Annotated in this window: 12 protein-coding genes and 6 pseudogenes; 8 read left to right on the top strand and 10 right to left on the bottom strand. The window is 56.5% G+C overall.

Features of this window, described 5'->3' with window-relative positions; genetic code table 11:
* Positions 1 to 416 precede the first annotated feature (416 nt).
* A complete protein-coding gene (locus AC0L2A_RS32455; protein WP_473612287.1) occupies positions 417 to 1139 on the bottom strand; it encodes a MucR family transcriptional regulator in 723 nt (240 codons plus the stop codon).
* A gap of 1235 nt (positions 1140 to 2374) precedes the next feature.
* On the opposite strand from AC0L2A_RS32455, the gene AC0L2A_RS32450 reads away from it, so the two are divergent.
* The 4 genes and pseudogenes from AC0L2A_RS32450 to AC0L2A_RS32435 form a co-directional block, all read left to right on the top strand.
* Positions 2375 to 3379, top strand: a complete 1005-nt coding sequence (locus AC0L2A_RS32450; RefSeq protein ID WP_473612286.1) for an NAD-dependent epimerase/dehydratase family protein — start codon at positions 2375 to 2377, stop codon at positions 3377 to 3379.
* Between the two features lie 33 nt (positions 3380 to 3412).
* Positions 3413 to 5377, top strand: a complete 1965-nt coding sequence (locus AC0L2A_RS32445) for a carbamoyltransferase family protein (protein ID WP_473612284.1) — start codon at positions 3413 to 3415, stop codon at positions 5375 to 5377.
* On the top strand, positions 5374 to 6300 hold the full coding sequence (locus AC0L2A_RS32440) for an NAD-dependent epimerase/dehydratase family protein (RefSeq protein WP_473612282.1): 927 nt from the start codon (positions 5374 to 5376) through the stop codon (positions 6298 to 6300). Before AC0L2A_RS32445 ends, AC0L2A_RS32440 begins: the two co-directional genes overlap by 4 nt.
* A gap of 157 nt (positions 6301 to 6457) precedes the next feature.
* Positions 6458 to 7087: pseudogene (locus AC0L2A_RS32435) on the top strand (IS66 family transposase); the annotation flags it as partial.
* A gap of 61 nt (positions 7088 to 7148) precedes the next feature.
* Here AC0L2A_RS32435 and AC0L2A_RS32430 read toward each other — a convergent pair.
* The 9 genes and pseudogenes from AC0L2A_RS32430 to AC0L2A_RS32390 form a co-directional block, all read right to left on the bottom strand.
* A pseudogene (locus AC0L2A_RS32430) lies at positions 7149 to 7544 on the bottom strand (ATP-binding protein); the annotation flags it as partial.
* Positions 7492 to 8750, bottom strand: a pseudogene (istA, locus tag AC0L2A_RS32425) (IS21 family transposase). The pseudogenes AC0L2A_RS32430 and istA, both read right to left, overlap by 53 nt.
* Positions 8751 to 9035: 285 nt before the next feature.
* Positions 9036 to 9685 (bottom strand): annotated as a pseudogene (locus AC0L2A_RS32420) (IS630 family transposase); the annotation flags it as partial.
* Between the two features lie 456 nt (positions 9686 to 10141).
* Complete coding sequence (locus AC0L2A_RS32415; RefSeq protein WP_473612280.1) at positions 10142 to 10705, bottom strand: P-loop nucleotide/nucleoside kinase family protein; 564 nt, start codon at positions 10703 to 10705, stop codon at positions 10142 to 10144.
* Positions 10706 to 10982: 277 nt separating this feature from the next.
* Positions 10983 to 11291: pseudogene (locus AC0L2A_RS32410) on the bottom strand (IS5 family transposase); the annotation flags it as partial.
* A gap of 184 nt (positions 11292 to 11475) precedes the next feature.
* A pseudogene (locus tag AC0L2A_RS32405) lies at positions 11476 to 12282 on the bottom strand (IS5 family transposase).
* 49 nt (positions 12283 to 12331) lie between these two features.
* Positions 12332 to 13123, bottom strand: a complete 792-nt coding sequence (locus AC0L2A_RS32400; RefSeq protein WP_473612279.1) for a class I SAM-dependent methyltransferase — start codon at positions 13121 to 13123, stop codon at positions 12332 to 12334.
* A gap of 176 nt (positions 13124 to 13299) precedes the next feature.
* The gene (locus AC0L2A_RS32395; RefSeq protein ID WP_473612277.1) at positions 13300 to 14001 is read right to left on the bottom strand and encodes a hypothetical protein; all 702 of its coding nucleotides are present in this window, start codon (positions 13999 to 14001) and stop codon (positions 13300 to 13302) included.
* 12 nt (positions 14002 to 14013) lie between these two features.
* Entirely contained in the window at positions 14014 to 14844 is an 831-nt protein-coding gene (locus AC0L2A_RS32390; protein WP_473612276.1) for a sugar phosphate isomerase/epimerase family protein, read from the bottom strand.
* Between the two features lie 397 nt (positions 14845 to 15241).
* Between AC0L2A_RS32390 and AC0L2A_RS32385 the strand changes: the two genes are divergently transcribed.
* The 4 genes from AC0L2A_RS32385 (at position 15242) to AC0L2A_RS32370 (ending at position 18438) form a co-directional block, all read left to right on the top strand.
* Positions 15242 to 16111, top strand: a complete 870-nt coding sequence (locus AC0L2A_RS32385; RefSeq protein ID WP_473612274.1) for a phytanoyl-CoA dioxygenase family protein — start codon at positions 15242 to 15244, stop codon at positions 16109 to 16111.
* A 121-nt stretch (positions 16112 to 16232) separates the two neighbouring features.
* Positions 16233 to 17126, top strand: coding sequence for a class I SAM-dependent methyltransferase (locus tag AC0L2A_RS32380; protein WP_473612273.1), 894 nt, complete (start codon positions 16233 to 16235; stop codon positions 17124 to 17126).
* Between the two features lies 1 nt (position 17127).
* The gene (locus AC0L2A_RS32375) at positions 17128 to 17898 is read left to right on the top strand and encodes an HAD family hydrolase (protein WP_473612272.1); all 771 of its coding nucleotides are present in this window, start codon (positions 17128 to 17130) and stop codon (positions 17896 to 17898) included.
* Positions 17899 to 18174: 276 nt separating this feature from the next.
* On the top strand, positions 18175 to 18438 hold the full coding sequence (locus AC0L2A_RS32370; protein ID WP_473612270.1) for a hypothetical protein: 264 nt from the start codon (positions 18175 to 18177) through the stop codon (positions 18436 to 18438).
* The last annotated feature ends 234 nt before the right edge of the window (positions 18439 to 18672 follow it).

Here is an 18672-nt window from a genome sequence, read left to right as displayed (position 1 = left end):
TGCCTTCGCCAGAGCCGAAACAGGTGCAACTGATCAGGCCAGCAACCTCCCGCGGCCCTCGTCGGAGGGCTGCGTAAAAGGCACACAAGTACACCAATTTGCCGGGAGCGAGTGCGAAAGAGGCCGAGCGTAAAGTGCGCAACCCGGAGATATAGCTTAACTGACACCATTGTGAGCTCCGTGCCGGTCGACTTATTGCGCGGGACGGAGAACTCCAGTGGTCGGCCTGTTCGGATCTCCCACGACGGCGGTCCGTCCCCAAACTTGGTCCAGTCGCTACGAGGCTGACTCGTCAAGCGCGATTGACCAAGGTCGTGCAAAGCACCTAATCAAATCGGCTACCAAGCGAGGAGAAGGACGGACAGCTACAAACTGCTCCTACAAGCAGGCGCAGGCCGAACAAGGTCCCTGTCCGGTCAACGTCTTCTCCTGCGGTGCTTCTCCCACACCCTTGTTTCGGATATAACCTCCGAGCGCGTCTGCTTCACTTCGTCTGTCCAGAGCATATAATCGTCTGGCAAACCGAATAAGCGGCGATAGTCGTCCGAATTGATTCCGTATTGCCGGAGGCTTCGCGTCATTACTTTATATCGTGTAACATCAATCAAAGAGACCACATAGGACGCGGTCCTAGCATTCCCAGGATCAACCAGCGGGATCATGCGCGCCCGGCCCTCAAGAGCTTCAAATTGCTCCATGAGGCCTTCGAATTCGCGGACCATGTAGCTGAGATGAGAAAGAAGCGCATGGTACTCAGGGAACGCGGTCGAAGACTCATCCTGCTCGCTGGACATTCCAATCGTTTCGCGCGCCTGACTCCGTCCAGGTGCGCTTTCGAGCATTTCAACGAGCGCCTGATCAGAATGAATCAGCCGTAGGAGTGTCGCAATATCATCCCGGAGCGATGCAAGCGCGTCAGACATCCTTCGACGCGCGCGCCTTTCCGCTACGCGGTCGCTACCAGCGCGCTGGTCAGACTTGAGGCGCTTGTTGACCTTGAGGCCGGCCGCGACTAGTTTCGCGCGCTTCTCTTCGACTTTCAGCTTTCTGCTCTTGTTTGCTTTCTCCCTTCGTTCCTTTACTGCCTTGCCAAATGTAGCATTCTTTGGACCTCGTACGTCTCTATTGTCGCTGGTCACTGGACCTCTCGCCCCGCGCTTAGGGTAACAATTGCTGCGATACGATCCCACTGGCACGGGGAATATCAACGATCGCAACAGCTATGCAGGAAAAAATCAGCGGGTAATCGCAACGGATTTTGGGCATCCTCGACCCGCTGCAACACCCTGCAGTGTCTACGCGCTGTCTCGCGGTCATCCGTCATCCGGATAGTGCATAGGTTGCAGTAGTGTAGCGCGCATCACTTCAACGTGCCTCCCGGCTGAGCGGGACTCGGGCGATTCCCTTTGTTGAGGATATGTTACATTTTTTTTTAGCACACAAGCAATGTATTTTTGCGTCACTGCTAGACGCGCCTACTCGCTAAAATGCTGCGCGCTGGTTTGCGTCACCTGCCTAGGATCGTCGTTCCGCTGGCGCCGCTGACACATCGGTCTTCCTCAAATTTGGGCGCGGAACAAATAGCTGGAAAGCGAGGAATCTCGCGCCTACTTCATCCATGCTCCATCTTTGTAGAGCGGCTCGCTGGGCAGCTATCTCAGCCTTTGCAATGCGGTCATTCAGGTATGCCCGGTCCTCGTACAATTTCTCGAGCGGCTCAACATGCTTGCTGATAAACGCGTCGTCCATGTCTGGAAGATTTCGCAGCCAGTGGTCCATCCCAGCGATCTCCCTTATGAGCTTTCTCTACATTCAACCTGACCAAGCGCGATAACATTCAGCCGCTGGACGACTATCATCTGGACTGTGCGACCCTCAACTGGAGAATGACACGTATCACGGGCAGCGCGAGGCAGAACACCCCTTGCCTCGGTGGTCAACGACACTGCTCGGCGTCGCCGCACGGTGCGTTACATGTCTCGCTTCATTCACGTGTCTCCCAAATGAGTATGGCCTCGTTGCACCATAGGGGTGTTCTCCAAGGCATGTTTTACCGCCTGCGTGAACCCCCGCGTTCGTTTTGATGATCACGAGGCGGCCCCCCGCAGGAGCAGCCTTGGCGACCGCAACCACAGTTAATGAGTGGCGTCCGCAAACTCTTCCGCGAGCAGCAGGCATCCCATACCGGGTGTCGTGATCCGGGCTCGCATCAAAGCGAACCCTTGCGTTCGGCTCGATCATCGCTTATGGTCTTAACACATAAAAATCATAGCTCACTTTTATGTGCTTCGTCGATCCCGCCAACTTGGGGTGGACCCGCGCCTTGTCCGCAGGTCCGAGCGTTTTGTGAGCTGCGATCAAAGGGGAGTTCACGGTGGCAAATCTCTTAATCACTGGCGTCGCGGGCTTTCTAGGAAGTCATTTGGCTGAAGCTATGCTGTCAGATGGCCATGAGGTGAGCGGTGTTGATAACCTTCTCGGCGGCGAGCGAGAAAATGTCCCCACGACGTGTCGTTTCTACAAGGGGGATTGCAACAATTTCGAATTGATGCGAGAGGCGCTGCAAGGTGTCGATGTCGTCTATCACTGTGCCGCTACCGCCTATGAAGGTCTGTCGGTATTCAGCCCACATTTAATAACCTCGAACATCGTTACCGCGTCAACCGGGGTCTTTTCTGCGTCAATAGCCGCCGGCGTCCGTCGGGTGATCTATTGCTCCTCGATGGCACGCTACGGAGCTAATTCCGTGCCATTTACGGAGGATCAGCGTCCGCAACCGCAAGATCCCTACGGGATCGGAAAGTACGCGGCGGAACTAATACTTCAAAGTCTGGCCGACGTACACAATATCGAGTGGGTGGTCGCTGTTCCGCATAACATAATAGGGCCGCGGCAGAAATACGATGACCCGTTTCGCAATGTTGCTGCGATATTTATCAATATGATGTTGCAAGGTCGCCAGCCCTATATTTATGGCGACGGGTCCCAGATGCGATGCTTCAGTTTCATCGATGACGCGATAGGGCCGCTCTGCCGGATGGCTACTGCACCACAGGTCAACCGAGAGGTAATAAATATTGGACCAGATGATGAATTCATCACCGTCAAAAAGCTCGCGCACACAATTGCGTCTCTTCTCAACTTCAAGCTTGAAGTTCAGTTCACGCGAGGGCGACCGAAAGAAGTCCACTTGGCTAACTGCTCGGGAGAGAAAGCAAAACGACTACTTGGATATCATCCAAAAGTGCGCCTGGAAGAGGGGCTCTTGTCCATGATCGAGTACATGCGCGAACGCGGTCCCCGCCCATTCAACTATCACCTGAATATCGAAATCGAGAATGCGCATATTCCAGAAACCTGGGGGAAACGCTTGTTTTAGATGATTCATGGCCCCCGAAAATATAGGTGACTTATGTACGTACTAGGGATGAACACCGCGCATGATGCCTCTTGCTGTTTGCTGAGGGGCGGAGAAATTGTGGCGGCGATTGCGGAAGAAAGGCTAACTAGGATCAAGCATGCTGATGGGATGCCACATAAATCCTTAGAATATGTAATGGCAGCCGGCAACCTATCGTCGATTGACGAGGTCGGATGTATTGTCATCAATCAGTACCAGCATACGAGTTACTCGGGGGAAATCGAGAGAATGGGGTTTCCAGGCGATCTTATAGTCAATCCTTCCCATCATCTCCTTCACGCGTGTTATGCTTGGGCAGCTAGCGGCTGGGATGACCTTGCGATACTGATCGTCGACGGCAGCGGCTACTCCTACGCCGAGCATTTCCTGCAGAACAGTCCTCACCTTGGGCCTAGGCCGATATCCGACATCATGGAAGAGGCGGAGTCGTCGTTTGCAGTCACCGCAGGAAAACTACAACTGGTGGACAAGCGCTGGGCGCGCTGGGAATCGGTGGTGCCATATTTCGAGTTCGCAAGCCTCGGCCACATGTACTCGATCGCATCGCAATACATCTTCGGGCACATGAAGCATGCCGGAAAGACGATGGGCCTAGCTTCCTATGGCGATCCCGAAGCGATTGGCGGAGAAATTGTCAGAGTGTCCGGTGCTGGAATATCCGTCGAAACCGATTGGGTTTACTCGTTGCCACCGCGGTCGGATCTGCCTCCCGAAAAGGATCCGTGGTGCCGAAACGTTGCGGCCAAAGTGCAATCCGAACTTGAACGAGGCATGCGGGCATTGGCGCGGCGGGTTTATGAAAAGACGGAAAAACGTCGTTTGGCGATCAGTGGCGGCGTTGCTTTGAATGGTGTTGCCAATTCACTGATCCTGCAGGACGCGCTGTTCGAGGAGGTTTTTGTGACGCCGGCGGCTTCCGACGGTGGAGTGGCCGTCGGAGCGGCGCTGTATGGCCACTGGCAGCGCACCGGCACAATGCCTTCGTGGAGAAACTACAGAGATTTCCACGGGCGTTGCTATAGCGGAGCCGAAGTTGATCGTGCGATTGGCGAAGCTAGTGGCAAGGTTCAAGTGGAAAGGGTCGACAATGCGCCCGCATCGGCAGCACGCGACTTAGCCAATGGGCTAATCCTGGGGTGGTTTGAAGGGGGAAGTGAGTTTGGCCCTCGCGCTCTGGGTCACAGGAGCATTCTCGCCGATCCTCGTAGCGGCGACGTGAAACAATACCTAAATCAGTCGGTCAAGTTCCGCGAGCCGTTCCGACCATATGCTGCATCTGTGCTGGAAGAAAGGGCGCTTTACTACTTTGAATTGGCGCAGCCCGACCCGTTTATGTTAACCGTCGTCAATGTCGTGGACTCGCAAAGGGATGCTATCAAGAGCGTCTGCCATATCGATCAGACGTGCCGCGTGCAGACCGTCGGAGCCGAGTGCCCTGGAGGATATAGACAGCTTATCGAATCGTTTTTCGAAATCACAGGTGTCCCTCTCGTTCTCGATACCTCCTTAAACATTCGGGGTGAGCCAATAGTTGAGACGCCTGAAGACGCCATCAATTGCTTTCTCTCGAGCAATTTTGACGTTTTATACCTTGAGAGCCGCCGCATTACAAAGACCCGAGTCGCGTCGCTTCATCATGAGTGCCGAAAGCATCTCGTTCCGTGTTTGAACGTTCTAAAACAAATGGCGTGCCGACGTGATTACGAAGGAGGGATTTGGGCGTCGCCGACGCACACAGTGACGACCGGCACCGGATACAGCCGCACCGTGCAAGAATTCTGTGCTGATGTGCTCGGCTTGATCGACGGCAACACTTCCATAGGCGAGATAGCCGAGAAACTGCAGCTCGACACATTTGAGCCCATCGCAGATATCTGTGAGCGGCTTCAAGATGATGGATTGGTCTGTTTCCGGACGAGCTCGGCGTCTCCCTTCATTCTGGAGGCGACCCCATGATACTGGTCACCGGATCCGAGGGATTGCTCGGCCGCGAACTAGTGCGGCTCCTTCGTAACGATCATATCGAGGTTCGGGAGTTCGATTTTCGCAGGGATGCGACCGAGGACATCCGAAACCGTAGCTCCATCCAGAAAGCACTCGTTGGGGTGGACGGCGTTGTGCACTTGGCGGCAGTATCACGTGTCGTGTGGGCTCAACAGCGACCGAATCTAGCGGAATCCGTGAATGTCGGTGGCCTGCGCACACTAATTTCCGCTCTTGCAGAAATGGGTAAAACACCTTGGCTTGTCTTCGCCAGCAGTAGGGAGGTGTATGGGCAAGCGAGTCATCTCCCTGTAAGGGAGGACGCGCGGTTCGATCCGCTAAATGTCTATGCCAATACAAAGGTTCGTGGAGAGCAAATGCTGGCGGACGCAAAACTGGCGCGCTTGACAGCGAATATTTGCCGGTTTTCAAATGTGTATGGCTCGATAGAAGATCACTCCGACCGAGTTGCCGTTGCGTTTGCACGTACGGCAGCTTTTGGCGGTACGCTTCGCATAGATGGTGCGGACAACGTGTTCGATTTTACGCATGTGAGCGATGTGGCAAAGGGGCTCCACGCCCTTGTAACGGCGACCTCACACGGAGAAGCACTTCCTCCTATTCACTTCGTGTCGGGAGAAGGAACTACACTAGGACACCTCGCCCACCTGTCTGTGCAGTTTGCTGAGAATGGCTCGGAGCCAGCACTGACGGAATCAACCCCTCGGACGTTTGATGTATCCGAGTTTGTTGGTGATCCCGGCCGGGCTAAGAGCCTTCTCGGGTGGACAGCAAGCACTCCACTTTCAACTGGATTCGGCAAGTTCGTGCGAGACTTCCGCATCTCGCAAATGGGGCGACCGCGCAGTGACTGGCTGCACCATCTCAAGCCTTAACAGGCGAACCGGAACCGCTTGAAGGGGACGGCTCGCAAAATCGCTGACCACAGCGGGCCGCGCTAAGAGCTTGACCGCCTCTTTTCCCCTCATGGCTGAAACAGACGCCAGGACGGCCTGATCGGCCGGGCGGCGCCGAACGAACGAGCTCGCGCAGATCAAGGCGCAACTGATACGCCAGATCGTTAAGGAACGCACGGCATCGCTTAGGTCGCCGGCCGAGAGGCCGCCGGAGGATCAGTTTCTGCTGGAGCTGGAAGAGGCCGAGAAGGCGGCCCGGGGGCGCGCCAGCGCCGCGCGAACCGCGGCGCGCGGCCGCTGCATCTGCAGCGGATCGAGACGGTGGTCGATATCGAGAGCAACATCTGCCCCTGCTGTGCCGACAAGCTCCATCGCGATGTGGCTGAGCGCCTCGACATCGTGCCGGCCCAGTTCCGCAGGCTCGTGCTGCGCCGCGCGAAATACGTCTGCCGGTCCTGCGAGGGCATCGTGGTGAAGGCGCCGGCACCGGCCCGGCTGATCGAGGGCGGCATCCCGGCCGAGGCGACGGTGGCCCAGGTGCTCGTCTCGAAATACGCAGATCATCTGCCGCTTTACCGTCAGGCCCAGACCTATGCGCGCCAGGGCGTCGCGCTCGACCGCTCGACGCTGGCCGACTGGGTCGGACGCGCGGCCTTCCTGCTGCGGCCCGTGCATCAACGGATGCTGGCGGTGCTAAAAGCCTCGCAAGTTGTTCGCAGACGAGACCACGGCGCCCGTGCTCGATCCCGGTCGGGCCAAACGAAGACTGTCAATGCCGCTCGGATTTTCCCCAAAAGTGCCGAAGTAAAATTCCCCAGTTTCGCCGCTCAGACTGTCGCGGAGGGGTGTCCATTTTTCGGTGGCCGGCCGCGCGGCCGCGATGGTGGAGTTAATGTCGGCGGCGTGATGGAGGCTTTTGATCGCAGGTGTTCGGGCATGAGCTCGGCGTGCTGACGGAGCCGATAGCTCGATCCCTCGATCTGGACGACGACCGCATGGTGAAGCAGGCGATCGAGAAGTGCGGTTGCGACGACAGGGTCGCCGAAGACCTCGCCCCATTCGGCAAAGCCGCGGTTTGAGGTGAGAATCATTGCGCCCTTCTCGTAGCGGGCGTTGACGAGTTGGAAGAACAGATTGCCGCCACCGTGGACGACGGGCAAGTAGCCGATCTCATCGACAACGAGCAGAGCAGGCCGGCAGAAGAAGCGAATGCGTTCCTGCAGGCCGCTGAGCGACCCTGTCGCCCAAGCCATGAAGGATGACCTCGTCGTTCCTCAGTCTTTGTCGGCGCTTGTGGACGTGGATGTTGCGATGACCCGGCTCGACATGACGCTGGTGTCGGCCTTCGAGGATGGGATGGGTGGCAATGAGCGCGCCCGTCCTCGAAGATGCGAACCTCTTCGGCCAGCGTGTGCACCTCAACGACACGGCGCCTGGTAGCGTCGGGCACGCTGTAGAAATTGCCGCCGACGCTGACCATGCCCTCCCGGCTGATGCGTCGCTCGAGCTTCAGGACCGATCGGAACGGAGCCAGTGGCAGCGGCCGCAGCGCTGCCCGCTCCTCGGCGAAAGCTTCGTTGACGACACGCCTTGTGGTGGCGTGAACCCTCGGGTTTGCGACCGTGTCCAGCCAGTGACGCAACTGGGCGTTCAGGTCTTCGAGATTGCGAAAGGACCGGGCCAGGAAGAAGTCCTCGCGAATGTAGCGGAACGGCCGCTCGACCTTGCCTTTCGTTTTGGCGCGGTAAGGCCGACACGCCTTGGGATGGAACCATAGTGGCGGGCAAGATCGACGAGGGCACGGTTGTAGACGATGCCGCCGGTATCGCCTTCGCCGATCACAGCCGTCTTCATACGGTCGTAAAGCTTTTCGCGAGGAGCGCCGCCCAGCGCCTCGAAAGCCCCGGCATGGCAGCGCAAGACAGTCGGCAAATCCTGGTGGACGACGAAGCGTGCCCAGATAAGGCGACTGAAGCCAAGCACCATGGAGAATAGCCAGACGATTCTCGGCGTGGTCGGCTCATCGGCAAAGACGACATTGAACTGGGCGAAGTCGACCTGTGCCTGCTCGCCGGGCGGGGTCTCGAAGCGAACCTCGTATCCACGCTCCGCCGCGGCAGGACGGACGTCGCGCAGGAAGTCGGTAACGGCCGTGTAGCCGCCGCCATAGCCGAGGTCCTTCAGTTCGCGGAAAAGCCGGCTGCCGGTGAGCCCGGGTATCGCGTGACGCGTTCGCGAAGATAGGCTGTGAAGGGATCGATCATCGCCTGACGCGGCTTGCGCGGTCCGTAGGCCGGAGCCTCGAGCCCGCGCGCAATGTATTTGCGCACCGTCTTGCGGTCGATCCCGCTCTCCCTGGCGATCGCCGACACCGACAGGCCCTGCCGATGCAAATCCAGTATCATCATCATCTCCCCGATCTTGATCACCGAAATCCCTCTCCCGACCATCAGGAGAAGCATCAACGATCACGCGCCGCCGGTCTCCCGGAGCGCGCTCCGGAAGACCGGCGACAGCGCTAAACTGGGGAAGATTCAAACGGCACTTTTGGAGTATTGAGCCGGCATCGACAAAGACAGGCCAGCTCTGGGCCTATGCCCGCGATGACCGGCCCTGGGGCGGCGTCGACCCGCCCGGCGTCGTCTATGTCTATGCTCCCGACCGCAAGCTGGAACGTGATCCTCACCGTGAGGCCCGATGCTTCTAGTACCTTTTCACAGTGATTCTGACTCTTTGCCTGCTTCAGGATAGGCGCGGCCCATTTTGGCTCGGGCCTTGTCGGTTGTGAACATCCAATTTATGCGAGCGCCGGCGGCATTTCGCTAGTGCTCCCATGCGGCGATCTCGCTGCTGAGGCGCTTGGCGTCACCGATACGCCGATCCAGGCACTGGCTGCTGAGAACACCGATCTCGATCTCGACCATGTTGAGCCAGCTGGCGTGCTTGGGCGTGCAGTGGAACTCCAGGCGGCGCAGGATGCGGCAGGCTTCGGCTGGCGGGAAGGCTTCGTAGAGGGCCCCGGCCGAGTGGGTCGACAGATTGTCCTGCACGACGCGGATGCAGGTGGCCTCGGGATAATGGAAGTCGACGAGATCGCGCATGCAATGAGCGTAGTCTCGTGCGGTGCGCCGTTGGGTGACCTTGACCCTTCGCCAAGGCCGATTGACGTCGAGAAAGACGAAGAGATTGACGGTGCCGTTGCGGCGGTACTCGTGGTCGTAACGTTCGAGCTGGCCGGCTCGGCCGGAATGGGCTGACGGACCTCGCCTATGAGCTGCACCGGGGTTTCGTCGAAGCAGACTACCGGGCGCTCCGGATCGGGCGCTTCGGCATAGAGATCGAGCACCTCTTCCATGCGCGCCACATTGCAGACACTCGCGCCAGGATCGTAGCTCTCCGCCACAATCGCCAGCTTGTCGGCCACGGTCCAGCTCCGCCGGCGGCCGTGCCCGGTGAAGACCTCGATCCGCTGCGCCAGCTCCGACACATGCTTAAGCTCTGAAATCGACAATATGTCGAAGCCCTCCAAGACTCCGAACAACGCCGTTCACCCCACTCGCAGAAAGGGGGTCGGGGCATCGCTTACGGTGGAACGACCGATCGCTCATCTCGCCGGCTTCGGCGGATTCCTCCAGGTCGACGGCTATGGTGAAAGTGTCTTTGTTGACCGGACGATGGGCCGGTGTCGGCCCCCCGATCGTGCGGTCGGTGTTGCCAGTCTCCGCGGGCCATCGTGCAAGTGCGCGCCCTCACAGGCCGCAGCAGCACAGTGGGATAGCCTGCTGATCGCCCAATTCAAGCAGGCTGGCGGTCTCCCACGTCAAAGATCGAGGTCATAATGGACACCGCTTTCGTCCGACCCGTTGGTCGGATGCTCTGTCGCTACAAATACCTTGCTTTTGTGCCAAGCCGATAGTTCCGTAGCGGATGGCTCGGTAAACATCGGCTCCCAGTCATCGATCTCTGCCGGGTTTACATAGAGAGTATACTCTGGCAGGTTTTCATTTCGGGCCGCAATACGACGCTTCAATTCCGCTTTTGGCACCTTAAGATAAAGTATTATCGTTGTTGCTCCGATATAGGAAGCCTGTCTACGATATGTTTCCCGTTCCTCTCTAGACCAGAATCCATTCTCTAATACAACACCTATACCATTGGACAACAACCGTCTGGCCATGGTCCATTGAAGCTTCTCGACGTTACCACGAAACGTCTCGTTATAGCCGTCGCCCGCGAGTCGGACGATCCACTCGTCAGGGCTGAAACGCACTACCGATAGTTTACGTTCAACGAACCGGGCGAGTACGCTCTTTCCGGAACCAGGAAGGCCACATATTAATATGAACTTTGGGCGCTCGCTCGCAGTAAATTTGCTAGATGACATTATGGGCCCTTCCCGTGTTTTTCAGTCGGGCCAATCTCGAGCGGTTCACGTCAACCGAAGACGAAAGAGATTTCCCATGTTTGCTCGACTTCGGTCATAGCGCACTTCATTGCGGCAGAGCAAAAATGATCGCACGCTCGCACATCTCGGGCTATTCGCCCTTAATCTCCACAGGAGAGAAGCTCACATTGTCGCTGTCACTCAGTCGAGAACACCACCGGGGCTTTTATCAGCCTGCATAACGCTCGCTCCTAAGAAACGGAGCGACAGCGCTCATCTAGGCCGTAGACTCGTAAGCACGGAGCCACAGCCGTATTGAGGCAAGCTGGATCATAGCGAGGAAGTTTGCGGCGAGCTTGTCATAGCGGGTGGCGACGCGGCGAAAGTGCTTCAGCTTTGAGAAGAAGCGTTCGATCAGGTTGCGCTCGCGGTAGAGCCGCTTGCTGAAGCACGGCTTCCATTTGCGGTTGCTCTTGGGCGGGATGTTTGGCGTGGCGCCGTGCTCCTGGATCAGCTCCCAGATGCGATCGGCGTCATATGCCTTATCGGCCAGCACAATGGTGCGCGGACGAAGGTGATCAAGCAGGCGACGACGACGCTCCGGCCCGGTCAATAACGTCACATGGCTCATGCTGTGCTGCTAACTACGCTCGTACGGATGACCTTAAGAGCGCAGCTTCGCTACCGTGCCATGCTCGCGCAAGGCGGCCCTCGCCAGAGGCGTACTGTACGGACCGAGCGCGAAGACAGTAAGCCAAAGACGAGCGGATCTAGGATGCGGACCCGTTAACTGATGCGATCCATTTCCTTGTTGCTGCGAGTTTGATTGCGGCGAGATAGTTGTCTGCGCGCCGATCATATCGCGTGGCCAAGCCGCGCACTCTGCTTGATGCGGTTGAAGAAACGCTCCACAAGATCGCGTCGACGGTAGACCCAACGGCTGAAGCTGAAAGTCTGTTCGCGACTGGCTTTTGCGGGCATTTCTGTTGCTCGGCGGAGGTACGAATTGCGTCGGTATCGTATGCCTTGTCGGCAAGGATCGTTGCGCCGGTCTGCAGGTCGCTCAGCAGCTTTTCGGCCATGGGTGCATCGGCAGCCTGACCGGCGGTGAGTTCCAGCCGAACCGTCGGCCATCTGCACCGACAAGAGCATGGATCTTTGTCGTCAGGCCGCCGCGGGAACGTCCCATGCAAGGATCGGCAGTGCCCCTTTTTTAGCGTTGGCACCATGCTGATGGACGCGAACGCAAGAGGAATCGATCATGACGATGTCACCATCATAACGCTTTGAAACGGCGCCCAAAGACGGTCCCATACGCCCGCTTTTCGCCACCAAGAGAACCGATTGTAAAGCGTCGTTCGTGGACCATAACGTTCCGGCACATCACGCCAGGATGAACCAGTTCTAAAGCGCCGAAGGATTCCATTGATCACCCGGCGATCATCAACACGTTCAACGCCTCGGCTGTTTCTCGGGAGAAGCGGCCCAATAACGGACCATTCTTCGTCGCTCAATTCGTGGACAGCGCATCGCAATCTCCTTTCAGCGGAGATTGAATCACAGACAACCGCCAACATAAACCCCGTTTATGGGGACGCGTCCTAGCGTGGCTCGCTATGGTATGGACTATGATTTGGATGCGAACGAGACTACCTCGGCGCCAAGCAATCTAGGCAACCAACGTATTTCGCTATTCGCCCTGATCCTCTCGATATTCTGCCACGCCGAGGGCAAATCACTATCTGGGTCAGAGGCCAGCGCGCGAGCGAAAGCTCGATATGCGCGGGCGCTCTGTGGGCGCGCAAAAAAGACCTTGCTGCCACAAGTTGCAAATGGCTCTAAATCCGGCGATTGGCTCAGAAGATATCGAAACAGGCCCTCAGCAACACCTGGACAAACCGCGTCATACGCTCCATCGAATGCTATAATTCCGAAATCGGCAAGCAGTCGGTCCGCTATGCCAATATCCGTTTCCGCGTCGTCGGCGTCGTGGCCCCCGTCAGCGCTTATGAAACTATACCCTTGCGGGGAGAGTGACTTCAAATAATCTTCATCTAGTTCTCTCGTGTAGCTGTTGAGAAGTGTCACATTGTCCGTTCTTCCCGCGACTGATGAAATTGCCGAAAGCACACGGTCCTGTTCAACCGATTGGCCCTGCGGTGGCAACTTTTCTCCGACAACAGCTAAGAATGCATCTACGCCGACAACTGGAATGTCAAAATCCTTTACGATGCCCGCTAGAACGCTGAAATACTTTCCCTTGAACACACCAAACTCCAGCACCGATCTAATTGGAGCGTTCTCAGCATGAAACCGAAGAAAATGCCACGTTAATCGCTGAACATCGCGCGTGACGTAGCCTGGTATCTGATCGACGGCAGACCAGTTTACTTCCGAGACTCCTCCAGATTTGGTCATAAGATTATCCTTCGCGTGAAGAGCGGATGAACCCGTGAGAAATCTTAGTGTCCACTGGATTAGCCCTAAAGACATCGGAAATGGAAGAACTCGCGCGTGGAAATTCGCGAGATGACAATCACGAACAGTTGTTCGCGCGCTGCGCGCGTCGCGCTTGAAGGCTCAGGGTGGAAGATCTATTCGCAAATAACCTCATTTCTGAGTCCCGTAAGGGGATTGGATGCGTTCTCCGGGCGATAGAACAAACCTTCGGATTTGCACCAATCAAGGATTTGCTGCGAAATCCGCGGGACATCTCCATCGGAAACATCCACCGTGGTGGATTTGATGGCAGAGGCTTGAACCAAGTCTGCCATTAGATCCTGTTCTCTCAAAAACATGTCGATATCATCATAGCGATGCGGATTCTCAGAGTAGCGGAGCCGCTCTTGCCTCGCCTCACTGAAAGTATCAGGACTGCGATTGAGGTGGACCAGTACACACCCGATCATAGCAAGGCGATCGTCCACCCAGCCTAAGTCTAGCCGTTTTCCCTGATGCAGACGCTGATGAGCGATCGCCGAAATATGAAAACGGTCAATAATCCAGTAATATTCTCTGTTCAGCTCCAAAAGCTTCGTGTAGGTGTCAAAGCATGCAAAAACCCACGGCTCGTCACCGTCAAGGAAGTCAATCATACTCCGCCCCGGACTTGTCTTGGTGGGCTGTCGGTCTGAGAGCGTTTCCCACTCTGAGGAGATCAACGGAATGTGCCAACGTCGCTTCCGATGACCTACGATATCCACGTGCTCCGCAAGCGCAAAAGCGACATCGGTCTTCTTCGTAAGATGCGTACCCTCAAGAATTATTTTCGGCTGCGGGATGTTTCCTGTTATCATAGAACAAGTCTCCTATAACGCGCTGCCGCGACGCCCTCGTTGCAGCAAATTGTCCGTTGCGAGGCGCATGCGTTCAGCCAAACTGAAATCTGAGATTGGTCCGAACTCTTCTCTTCCGTGCGCTTCAACAGTCCAGAATTTCGAGTAGCCAATCGACTGAATCACTGAAATATATTCGGCCACAGGCACAACGCCTGTTCCTGGCAAGCGACATCGCAGTCGATCGGTCCATCCGCCGCTTTGCGGCTTCTGCGAATCAGAGATATGAACGCATGCCACAAGTGAAGGATCGAGATCGCAAAGGCTCTCGGGCGTTGTTCCCGAGGCGTTGAGGTGCCAAGTGTCTAGCACTACGCTCGATACATCGACCCCGAGAAGGTGGACCAATTCCAATGCTTGACGAAGGGAGGAGAACCCCGAAAAGCACACAGGCTCAATGACCAACCTTATGCCGGAATACCTGGCGATATCCGCAAGGGGATAAACCCGATCGTAAACCCATTTTGCCCTGTCTCGAGCGAGAACTGACGCGAAATCCGACAGGACAACAAGCTGGATTGCTGGGCAGTTTAAACGGGTCGCGATATCACAAACTCTAGTAATAAAATTGAGCGGTCGGGGCTTTCCGCTCCACGTGTCGTCAATAGTGATCGCATCGAGCATCGGCACCTGGAGTCCGCTTAGACGTGCCACTAGGTCGGCCGGGGTAACTCCTCGCGCAAGCGCCTTCTCAAGTTTTGAGATTTGAAGTTCAATCCCTCGATAGCCGGTCGCTCTCGCGAGCTCAATGTCCTGTTCTACATCGTTTGCGCGAAACATTTCTGTATGGAGAGCGACGGTCACAACGGCCTCAAAATGGTCGCGCCTTGGTCACGATCAGCAAAAATTCGACACGAGAAACCATTGGGTTGACAGCCGCCAGCATGCCAAAACAAGGCTGCCTTGACCGCGGCGACCGATAAACACCCGATTTTTCGGGAGTTGCGTCCGGATTGAGGCCTTGTGCACCGCGCACAGGACGCTGGTGTCGGCAACAATTGCCAGGCGCGGCGACGAGCCGACAGGCCATTAGGCGAATCTAACAATGACACAGACAGTGAAAAGCAATTGACATTAGAAAAATATCGCATAAAACTATGGAAGTGTCAATTTGGACGCCCTGGAAAGCACGCACCGGATGCCCCGAAGGCCCAAGGGGTTCTGAGATAGGGGCGACATTACTGCTAGCGGAGTTGCCTCAATGAAAAATGCTCTGACGACGCAGCAGCTGCGAGATTACGAACGGGATGGTTTTCTCGCACCGCTCAATCTCCTCTCACCGGCCGAGGTCGCGGAAATCAAGAACGGCATCCTTCAGCATATGTCGGGTACGTTCCAGACAGGGCTCTACGAGCTCACTGACGAGATCCGGATCAAGAGCGTCTCAACCGGAGACAAACCTGTCTACACGTTTGAGGTCAACGATGAGGAGACCAAGGTGCACACCTTTCCATTTCTCTTCAATCTTTGGAAGTCTGATGAACGCTTCCGGCGACTGGCAACGTCGGAGAAGTTCGCCGCGGTGGCTCGCGTCCTCTTGAACGCGGAAAACGCTCTACTTTTTGAAGACAACGTAGTCGTGAAAGCTCCGCAGTCGAAGTATTTGCCATGGCACCAAGACTACTCGTACTGGCCAATCGGTGAGCCAACTGCCCTCACATTCTGGTTTGCTTTGGACAAAATCGACGCGAGCAATGGCGCGATGGAAGTTGCGCCAGGCACGCACTTTTTCGGCGAAAGGCTGCCGGTCGGCTTTGGGTCCGAGGAGCCCTTCATGAAAGAGGCGCGTCCTGGACTACCTGCCCTACCCCGCGATCCAGCCGCCGAAGGATACAAGGTCGTAACCTACGACTTTGAAGCCGGTCAGTGCGGAGTGCATCACGGACTGGTTTGGCATGGATCGACAGCGAACAGGAGTGGCGAGCCGCGGTTCGCGTTCGTCCTCAGATTTATAGCCGAGGGAACCCTATGGCTCGGAGAAGAGCGAATGCCGTACGACGACATTGGGGTTCCGCCTGGCACCAGGCTAACAAGAGAGCATTTTCCGTTGGCCGGGGAGCCGCGCAACTGACGCGCCGCTCCACCGCAATCTGCGGTAACCGGCTATGGTTCAACAGAAGTCCGCAATCATCCGAACTGCCAAAGCATGGGTGAGGTGATCTGACGCGCGCATCTAAAGGAATTTGCTAGCGATGCGACAAAAGCGAAGAAAAGTGCCCGGCACAACAACACCGCCTCAACACCTTTCGCGGACGAGCTCGGATACCCCGCATCGCGTAAGTCGAAGCTGGGATGGTGTTGCGGACTGGTATGCTGGTTGGTCCGGGCCATTTGGCAGCCGTCATCACCGCGACGTGGCGATCCCCGCGCTAGTCGACCTGCTTTCGCCGGCCCATGGAGACAAAATTCTCGATATGGGCTGTGGCGCTGGAGCACCGTATCGCGCCTTGACAGAAAAAGGCGCGAAGTATGCAGGCGTCGACGCCAGCAAGAAACTCATAGCGGTCGCAAAGAAAAATCACGACGCGGCCGCGTTTCATGTCGGCGATGCGACCAAACTTCAAGCGCAGCCCTTCATAGGTCAGCAGCAATTCGACAAAGCCTTCTTTCTCCTAAGCATACAAGACATCAACCCACTGGAGGCGGCAATGCGTTCAGCCGCGTGGGCGCTGAAGCCTGATGGGGTGCTCGTAATAATAATGGTGCACCCGTGTTTCAGGATTCCTCGTCAAAGTGGGTGGGGGTGGGATGATGGTCGAAAATTGCAATACAGGCGTATAGATAGGTATTTGACACCTCTAGACATTCCTATGCAGGAATACGCCGGGCCGAAGCAGGGCTCGACGTGGACCTATCATCGGCCACTGCAAGTATACATAAATACACTTAGCGAAGCGGGGCTTGTATTAGAGAGGTTCCTTGAAATGCCTGCTCCTGCACCATCGGGTGCCGAACAAGAAAGGAAGGCGGAGCGCAATTCACGGCTCGAAATTCCAATGTTCCTTGGAATCAGAGCGCGCCTAGTTCGAGCCACAGGGCCGGACCAAAAAATGAACCAGCGTAGTGCTGAGCGGGGGGGGCGGTGAGATGCCCTCTCTTTCTTCAAAGGCAATTGATCATACAGGGCAGCCGCAGCGATTGCGTGTCATCATGGAAAGAGCAGAAGCAGTAATATTTGACTTCTACAATACCCTTGCACTCGGTGATGAATTGCCAACCCCTCCTTCAGCCGTTCTATCGGAGCAAGGGTACAAGTGCAACGAGCATTTGATAGCGCTTTTTGAGCCAAATGCTTTCGACGGGACGGCTATGCCGACACTTGACTCGCAGCCCGACCACGCTTCGTGGATGAGGTCAAATTTATCGGCCCTCCTAAAGGTCGTTGGTGTCCCCGGCATCCGCGTCCAATCGTTAGCTCACGAATTATATGAGCAGCAATCGCGATTTACGATGAAAAGAGCGACCGGCGCCACTGCATTGCTCGACCTCCTTCGCACGAACGGGTTGAAAATCGGCCTCTGCTCGAACTGGGAATACGACATCACCGACCACCTCAACTCTGTAGATCTGTCACCTGAGATGTTTGACGCAGTTGTCACCTCCGCATTGCTCGGATTCCGTAAGCCGCATCGTCAGATTTTCATAGAGGTCGCTAGGCGGCTGGCGATAGCGCCAGAACGATGCATTTTTGTCGGCGACGACTGGATTGCAGATGTTGGTGGTTCACTGCGCGCCGGCATGTCTCCGGTATGGATCAGGCACAAGAGACGCTCCAAGCGGCTAGGCGACTTGGTCCCCGAGTTTCAAACTCTCGAGTCGTTACGTCGGCAGGCGGTCGGAATTTTGGCGACCAGATAGGGGTCAGAACAAGAGTTGCTCGAAATCATACTCTGCCATTCGATGTCAATGAGGCCGCGCCTATTCTGCTGCGCGATCTTCATCGTGAGACCGAGAAACGGAGGGTAGCCGATTGACGCCTGTCTGCAGGTATTGCGTGGTAAAGCTCATCCACCAGCCGCTTGAAGAACTTTCGTGGCAGCTGCGCTCGAAGCAAAGATCCTGCGCTGCGATTGAATGCTGGTACGCAGGCACAAGGATCCGTTCATCTTCGCGTCGGGACAACCGATGAGCACGGTGTGGTTCACCCTGTCACGGTGTTCCTTCAAGACGGGGCGCTTGTTTTCATGGAAAGGCGATCGCGCCCGAACTGGTTCGCTCGGTTTCATCCCGCCAATGCTGATCTTGAATCTTAGTCCGCGCATCCGGCCGAACTACATTTCCGCTGTCGAACGCGCTGGCCTCTCGACGCTGAATGACGGCCAGAAGATCAACTATGAGATCGGACAGGACCGCCGCACTGGCAAGTCCTCTGCCGGTAGCCTCAGCAAAGCTGGCTGAAATTTTCACCTGCGTCCCGGCAAGAGCGAATGAACGCGAGGTAAGGCGTGGTTTGGTCCCCCGCCTTTTCTTATTCTGCGCAGATCATGCCGATAGCAGCCGCTCGCTCCGCACAACCCTCGAGAGATAAAGTCAGGCTGCGACCTTCTTGCCGGTGCGCTTCGCCGGCGCCGGCGTTTCCGACTCTTTCGGTTTGCGGCCGAGACCTATGGTCTTGGCCAAGGCCGAGCGCGC

Source organism: Mesorhizobium sp. WSM4844 (assembly GCF_055811775.1).
The sequence above is the reverse complement of the archived record's forward strand: the minus strand, read 5'-3'. Positions and strand labels throughout refer to the sequence as shown.

Bases quoted from the DNA above. Each gene is read 5' to 3' on its own strand.
- AC0L2A_RS32445 (WP_473612284.1), top strand. From the start codon at position 3,413: ATGTACGTACTAGGGATGAACACCGCGCATGATGCCTCTTGCTGTTTG.
- AC0L2A_RS32440 (WP_473612282.1), top strand. From the start codon at position 5,374: ATGATACTGGTCACCGGATCCGAGGGATTGCTCGGCCGCGAACTAGTG.
- AC0L2A_RS32415 (WP_473612280.1), bottom strand. From the start codon at position 10,705: ATGTCATCTAGCAAATTTACTGCGAGCGAGCGCCCAAAGTTCATATTA.
- AC0L2A_RS32400 (WP_473612279.1), bottom strand. From the start codon at position 13,123: ATGACCAAATCTGGAGGAGTCTCGGAAGTAAACTGGTCTGCCGTCGAT.
- AC0L2A_RS32395 (WP_473612277.1), bottom strand. From the start codon at position 14,001: ATGATAACAGGAAACATCCCGCAGCCGAAAATAATTCTTGAGGGTACG.
- AC0L2A_RS32385 (WP_473612274.1), top strand. From the start codon at position 15,242: ATGAAAAATGCTCTGACGACGCAGCAGCTGCGAGATTACGAACGGGAT.
- AC0L2A_RS32380 (WP_473612273.1), top strand. From the start codon at position 16,233: ATGCGACAAAAGCGAAGAAAAGTGCCCGGCACAACAACACCGCCTCAA.
- AC0L2A_RS32375 (WP_473612272.1), top strand. From the start codon at position 17,128: ATGCCCTCTCTTTCTTCAAAGGCAATTGATCATACAGGGCAGCCGCAG.